An 8,137-nucleotide genomic window follows, 5' to 3' on the forward strand; every position below is an offset into this window, starting at 1 on the left:
ACGGCGGGCCATACCAGGCAAGCAATGTCTTTGTGGATGTGCCACCTGGATTAAATCATTATATTGATGTAAGGCATACCAATGGGTGTATCCAAAGGACACCGGCCTTTGATATCGAACAATACGACCCATTGGCATTGGCATTGGCTGATGGCGGACTAAATGAGATTGTTGCCGTTACCACGGGTGGATCTGGGGTTTACCAGTATACGCTGAACGGAGAGGATTACGGAAGCGCCAACACGTTCCTGATCTATAGATCTGGGGATTACACGGTCACGGTGACAGATAGTTATGGCTGTACGGCAATGGCAACCAGGTATTTTGAATATATAGATGTATGTATCCCAAATTATTTCACGCCTGTTACCGAAGGATGGGGACCGGGATGCGCCACACAATATAGGAATTTGACGGTTGATATTTTTGATAGATATGGACGTAAGATAGCAACGCTCCGTGTGGGAGATAAATGGGACGGTAATTATAATGGAAAAGAATTGCCATCAGGGGATTATTGGTACGTAGTGAAATTGAACGACCCAAAAGATGATCGTGATTTTGTGGGGCACTTTACCCTTTATAGATAATGGAAACCAGTGGCTGAACCCTCTAAAAAACAAAACAAATGCGAAAACTGATTATATACCTACTATTATTACTGGTCCTAGCCAAAGGCCATGGGCAAGAGCTTAACCTGCCGGTCTTTACGCAATATTTGGCGGACAACAATTTTGTGGTCTCACCGACCTATGCGGGCATAGGCGATAATCTAAAGTTAAGGGCCAATGGCCTGACGCAATGGGTCGGCATAAAGGATGCACCGGACAACCAATCGTTCTATGCCGATTTCAGGATTGCGGACCGTAGTGGAGTGGGGGTGTCGTTCTATAACGACAAGAATGGGAACACCATCCAAAAAGGGGCCAAGTTCTCCTTTGCTCACCATCTTATCCTGGATTATTATTCCAAGCAATATCTATCGTTTGGGATATCCTATAACATTAATAACTTTAGAATTGATATCAGTAAGTTCAACAATGGCACGGACCAGCCACCAGTTTCAAATCCACTTATAACGGACGATAGATCTACCAATAACAATAATTTTGATGTGGGCATGCTGTACAGGAACAAGGGGTTCTTCTTTAGTTTTAATGCCAATAACATATTGGAGAAAAAAATAGATGAGGACATAAGGATCGCGGAGCCAAATTTGCTGTTGAACTATCAGGTATATTCCGGCTATACCTTTAACGGCCCAAAGAAGAGCGGACTGGAGTTTGAGCCCTCCATTTACTACCAGATGTTCAGCAGTGACAACCGGAGCAGCACCGATCTCAATTTCAAGTTCAGGAAGTTCAACAGGAACGAGGATTATTATTGGGCCGGGGTATCCTACCGTTTCTTGAACGACCAGTTCTTTAAGCCCTTGAATCTGGGACCAATGCTGGGCTTTAAGAAGGATATTTTCTATTTTGGATATGCGTACCAAGTAACTATGAACGATCTATCGGGTTACAATTCAGGTACCCATGTTATTACGATTGGGTTGGAATTTTTACAGGGAATCAGTAATTGTCCATGTACACAGAGCCCGGTGCATTGATTGTTGATATTCTTAATGATATTATGAGCGTTTTTTAGAATTATATGAAGCAAAACTAAATTAATTAATACATAACAGATTTTTTTAAGTACATTTTTTTCTCTCACCCAATATCATAAAGTGACAACTAACAACAACAACCATGAAAAAAACTACTATAATTAAATTGGTGCTTTTGGGATTGTTTTTTGTGCTATTAAATAGTACAAAAGCATTTGCCCAACTTCCCGTTCCTTTTACACCAAGGTTGCCAGGTGGTAATATTACCGTAAAGGGAGATGTTGTATTAATAGGTAACAATATTGTTACAGCAGAAGGACTGCCATTACCGTATAACGGTAATGAAATCAACAATAATAACACTGGTGTTTACGTAAATGTAGCAAGCGGTGGTGATCCAACAATTTTTAGCTCGAGTAGTGCAGATTTGGAAATTGATGTATCCTGTAAAAATATTTTATTTGCCGGTTTATACTGGGCATCTGTATATCCCAATGAAATTGGAACGGATAGGGATGAATTTTTTGAAGGGACACCAAGATTGAATGATTGGAATCAAATGAAATTTAAACTACCAACGGGTGGGTTTATAGATTTGGTAGCAGACAATAATCCAGATCCAATAGGTGAGGAGGATGATATTATTTTTGATGGTTATCAATATTATGGACCAACTGTTCAACAGTCATTTAAGGATTCTCCAATAATTTGTTTTAAGAACGTAACAAACTTAATAGCAGGGTTAGCCGATGCGAACGGTACTTACACTGCTGCAAACATTAGAGCTACAAGAGGTATTAGAGATGGAGGGTGTTCAGCAGGATGGACATTGGTTGTTGTTTATGAAAGTCCATTATTGCCAAGTAAATATATTTCAGTTTTTGATGGTTATGCAGGTGTTGGAGGAACCACATCTCTAGATATTCCAGTTTCGGGATTTCAAACATTGCCAGCTCCATTACCTGTAAATGCCAAAATTGGTGTGGCTGCTTTAGAAGGTGATGTAGGTATTACAGGCGATTCATTCCAGTTTAAAGCGAGTACAAATCCTACTTTCACAATATTAAGTGACGCTGTAAGTTCTGCTGACAATTTTTTTAATTCCACTATTAGTAATAATGGTGTTCATATAACCAATAGAAACCCAGCAAGTTTAAATACTCTGGGTTTAGATATTAAAAATGTATTAATTCCAAATCCCCTAAATTCTGTTCTTCCCAACAGTGCGACGGCGGGCGACTTAAAATTAACAACCATTGGCGATGGCTATGGAGCTTTTGTTACTAGTTTTGCAGTAGAAATTATTGCGCCAGATATTGTTTTAACCAAAATTGTTGAAGATGAATTTGGAAATGATATTGGAGGGCAAGTAGTTGATTTGGGCGATCAGTTATATTATACTATTGGTTTTCAGAATACAGGAAATGATGATGCAACCGATTTAACCATTCGAGATATACTACCAACAAATGTGGTGTTTAATTATCCTGAAGATATTGATCTATTACCTTCAGGAGTAACGGTTCAAAGTTATAACCCAGCTACAAGAGAGCTTATATTTACAATAGACGAATCTGTTGTAGAAGAAAATGATCCTGTGTCTGAAATTAGATTTAAAGTTACAGTGGTTTCAACTTGTAGTTTATTAAGCGATGCTTGTTCTAATAATATTGATAATCAAGCCTACGCTACCTATAAAGGAACCATAAATCCTAATTTCACTATATCTGACGATCCCAGTTTTGCTAGCAACACAGGTTGTTTATTAACACCTGGGGCAACAAATTTTCTTGCTGATTTAAACGATTGTATTTTTGAAGAAAACGTGGTATTATGCGGCGCAAGCACCGTTTTAACTGCTGGAGATGGTTATGACTCGTATTCTTGGTCATCTAGCCCTTCTGGCATACCAGTAATAGGAACCACACAATCCATTACAGTTACCACTCCAGGCTCTTATTATGTACATAATACGGCAGTAGCCCCATGTCAATCTATTGATCAAGTGTTTAATGTGATTACTTATGGAGCTGATGTAGCAAATCCAATTATTCCTTTTGCAGATGAAGTAGTTACCTGTCCAAATGATGGTAAGTTATTGCCAAACATTTTTTTATGTGGCGCCAATGATTCCAGATTTATCCAAACCAATATTACTGATACGTCATCTATGATATGGGAAAAACTCGATGAAACCAGTTGTACCGCCGTTGCAAATGAAGATTGTGCTAATGAAGATCCTGGTTGTACGTGGAATCAGGTAGCTACTGGACCAGATTTTGTAGCGGACACTGCAGGTCAATATAGGTTAACGTTAAATTATACTGGTGGTTGTTTTAATCAGTTTTACTTTAATATTTACGAAAATCTTTTAGTTCCTACCGTAACATCAAGGGATATCTTTTGTACAACTTTAGGAGAAATTACTGTTGGAGGGGTTCCTAGTGGTTATGAATACAGTATTGATGGTACAAACTATCAAGCCAGTAATGTGTTTTCAATTAATATACCAAATCTATATTCGGTTTATATTAGACAAATTGGGGTGACACCAAATCCATGTATATTTACGGTTCCTGATGTTCAAATAAGACAACGGGATTTTACGGTTTCAACAATTATTACACAACCATATTGTAATGGTGAACAAGGAAGTGTTGTATTAGCAGCTAATGATGTTCGTCCACAATATTTCTTTTCGATTTACCAAGGAGCTACATTAATTAACAGTGTAGGGCCCATTCTGCAAAATAATTACACATTTGCTAACCTAAATCCAGGAACTTATACGGTAAATGTATCAACTGAAGATGGTTGTACTTTTACAGATGATATTGAAATTATCAATCCACCATTGTTAACGGCTACTTCGGCACTTACCAAGCCATTAACCTGTACCGATGGAGAAATAACAGTTTATCCTAATGGAGGTACACCACCATATTTCTATTTTGTAAATAGCACAACGGAATTCCAATCTACACCTCAAATTATGGTTACCACACCAGGTGTATATAATATTATGGTTGTAGATTCCAATAACTGTTCGGCTGAGACATCTATAACAGTCAATGCAACACCAGCACCTGATTTTAATGTTTTCAAAACAGACATTTTATGTTTTGAAGCGGAAAATTCAGGAAGTATTAATGTTGATGTTACCAATGCAAATGGAAATAGTTTGCTATATAGCATAGATAATGGCATTACATTTTTTAGCTCTCCAGTTTTTACCGGACTTGCTGCAGGAAGTTATGATGTGGTTGTTCAATATACATTAGGAACAGATGTATGTGTTACTGTGCCACAAACAATAGCCATCACAGAACCGCCAGCTATAATAGGAACTGCAACATTAACAACACCTTATACCTGTACTACGAATGGTGTTATAACAGTTTCAGGTGTTTCTGGAGGAACGGCACCATATACATACAGTATTGATGGGGTTAATTTTCAACCTAGTTTAATATTTTCAGGTTTAACAAATGGAACTTACAATGTAACAGTAAGAGATGCTAATGGTTGTACATTTATTGTGGCTTCCATCGTAATTGATCCTTTAAATCCACCAACGGATTTAAGTTTTACTAGTTCACCATTAACGTGTCCAGCAAATATCTCTACAGTAACAATAACACCAACAGGAGGCGTCGGGACTTTAGAATATCAAATCATATCACCAGCTGGTTCTGCAACTCCATATCAAACATCTAATGTCTTTTCAGGGTTAGCTCCAAATACGTATACTTTTAGAGTAAGGGATGCTAATGATTGTATTTATTCAGAATCTTACACTATCAATCCATTACCACCAATTATTGTAAATACGGTTTTGACTAAAGATTTAGATTGTACAGCCACACCTGACGCTTTAATTACAGGGACTATTTCAGGAGGTACTGCACCATTTACGTATGCAGTATCTATAAATGGAGGTGCTTATAGTTCTTTAGGTTCAACAGGCTCGTCTTTTACATATTCAACTCCAATTGTTGGTACTTTTCAATTTCAAATTACCGACGCTAACGGTTGTACAGCAATCACTGGAATACAAACCATAAATGCCATTTCACTACCTGAAATAACATCGGTTGTCCAAACCCAACCTATTTTATGTAACGGCGATTCTAATGCTGCCATTCAAATTACCATAAATAATGCAGTAGGTACGCCACCGTACGTAATTAATGTTAATAATGACACCACAGGAGTCAATTATGGTACACAGACAAGTGGCTTAACGGCAGGTACTTATACTATTACGCTAACAGATTCAAAATCATGTACAGACACGGCAACAATCATCATAGCAGAACCTACGCCGATAATTGTAAACCACAGCACTATACCAATAACTTGTGATCCAATAGGAGGGATTTCAAAAGGTTCTGTAATTGTAGATAGTGTTACGGGTGGAACAGCGCCTTATAATTATTTTGTAACAGGAACCAATGGATATGCTGCATCAGAATTTAATAACTCTGGTACGACATCGACCACCTTTGATGTTGTTGATTTTGGATTGTATCAAATTATTGTAGTTGATTCTAATGGATGTTCGGTATTAATTCAAAATGTATTGGTAGCCTCTCCGCCAGATGATTTAGCTATTTCAATAACTTCAACTGCAGATTGTACACTAGGCGGGGAAGCTGTGGTTAATATTGGAACAACTTTAGCTAGCCCTGGACCTTTCTTTTTTGATATATATAGAGGATTTGTTCCACCAGCACCACCTGGAGGTACATGGATTCCAGAGGATGCTCCTGGTAGTAAAACAGTTACTTTTACTGGGTTGATTCCAGGGGTTACTTATACTTTTATAGTTTATGATGATTCCACGGGCTGTAGTTATTATGAAACATCAACCGTTCCAATCCCAACTAATTCAACTTTAACAGCCAATGCACTTACTTCGAATAATATTACGTGTGTTGGAAGTGCAGATGGGAATGTCTCTTTTACAATAAATAGTACCTATGGAGTTCCTACTAATGTTGATTATGAAATATTCAATTCATTATCATTGGTATCTACAGGTGTTAGTGGTTCTGGAGTTGTACCAAGTGGTGGTTCATTATCGGTATCTAATATAGGGCCATTACCTTATGGAAATTATTTTGTTTTAATATCCGAAACGTCTGGACCTAATGTAGGCTGTGGAGTGGTTTCGGTTCCTTTTAATATTTCGGAATCTGCAATAGATTTAAGCATCACAGCTACAATAGATAAAAATGCTAATTGTAATCCAAGTTCAGGGGTTATAAGTGCTATTGCTAGAGATGGCACCGGGCCTTATTTATATCAATTAACCACATCAGCTACACCTCCTTTAGCAACGGATGCTTTATGGGCATCGGCGAATACTTTTAATAGAGATGCAGGTAATTATTACGTACATGTTAAAGATGCTTATGGTTGTATTAAATCAACTTCAGTTATTGTATTGCCAGCAGATCCAGAACCAGTAATTACGGCTAGCGTAAACAATCAATGTACGGTAACTGAAGGTAATTTTGCCATTGATGTGGCTTTAACAACCACAGGGGTTGCACCTTATAGCTACAGTATTGATGGAGGTGTCTTCCAGACAAGGACAGCATCGTTTACTATTTCTAATTTATCATCTGGGACGCATACGGTCGAGGTCAGGGATCTTAATGGCTGTGGAAATTTAGTATCTGTTGATATAGTACCTCCCGTTGATTTGTCGCCTACAATAACGGCATTACCAACGTGTAATGATGACGATGGAGTAATAACAATAACAGGTTCCGGGGGAACAGGTTCTTATTCTTATGCAATAAGTCCGAATACAGGAATAACGTTAACAGGTAACGTGTTTTCCGGTGTCCCTTCGGGAACATATACCATTACGGTAACCGATATGGTAACATTATGTACCAAGGACGTTTCCCTAGTAGTACAAGCGGCAACGCCACCAACGGTAATAGCTGCCCAGCCTACGGCAGTCACCTGTTTTGGTGACGCAGATGGCACATTCGAGATCAATGTCAGTGGCTATTCGGGGAACTATGACTATGAAATATTCGATAGCACCAATACACTTATAAGAACCGTTAATGGAGCCAATACATCTACAAATCCAGAACTGGTTACCGGGCTTCCAGCTGGAAGCTATACGGTGGTCGTTACGGAAACTGCCAGTCCGTTCTGTAGCACAACATCAAACATCGTTACCATAGCAACGCCGGCAACGGCCTTGGATGTGGCCGTTTCAGAAACATCCAATGTCACATGTGATGATGGGCAGGGAACAATCACGGCAATTGCCAGTGGCGGTTGGGGATCTTATGAATATGAACTGACTGGAGCTGCCACGGTAGCGTATTCCCCAAATGGAACGTTCAGGAACCTGTCGGCAGGATCATACACCGTTAATGTAAGGGACTCGGGAGGATGTACCGTATCCGGGGCCATTACGCTTACAGTTCCAACACCTATATCGGCAACGGTAACTGCCGATACAACATTATTGTCCTGTTTTGGGGATACCAGCGCCAC

Annotated in this window: 3 protein-coding genes; all 3 read left to right on the forward strand. The window is 38.9% G+C overall.

The annotated features are described in order from the left end of the window. The coding region (locus tag CSW08_RS09025; RefSeq protein WP_157831450.1) for a T9SS type B sorting domain-containing protein at positions 1 to 590 on the forward strand (590 nt) is incomplete at its 5' end. A 38-nt stretch (positions 591 to 628) separates the two neighbouring features. Further along, positions 629 to 1,609, forward strand: coding sequence for a PorP/SprF family type IX secretion system membrane protein (locus CSW08_RS09030; protein WP_106659566.1), 981 nt, complete (start codon positions 629 to 631; stop codon positions 1,607 to 1,609). 142 nt (positions 1,610 to 1,751) lie between these two features. Then, positions 1,752 to 8,137, forward strand: a 6,386-nt coding sequence (locus CSW08_RS09035) for a DUF11 domain-containing protein (protein ID WP_106659567.1), incomplete at its 3' end; no start/stop codon positions are given.

Source organism: Confluentibacter flavum, assembly GCF_002843175.1.
GTDB classification, from domain to species: domain Bacteria; phylum Bacteroidota; class Bacteroidia; order Flavobacteriales; family Flavobacteriaceae; genus Confluentibacter; species Confluentibacter flavum.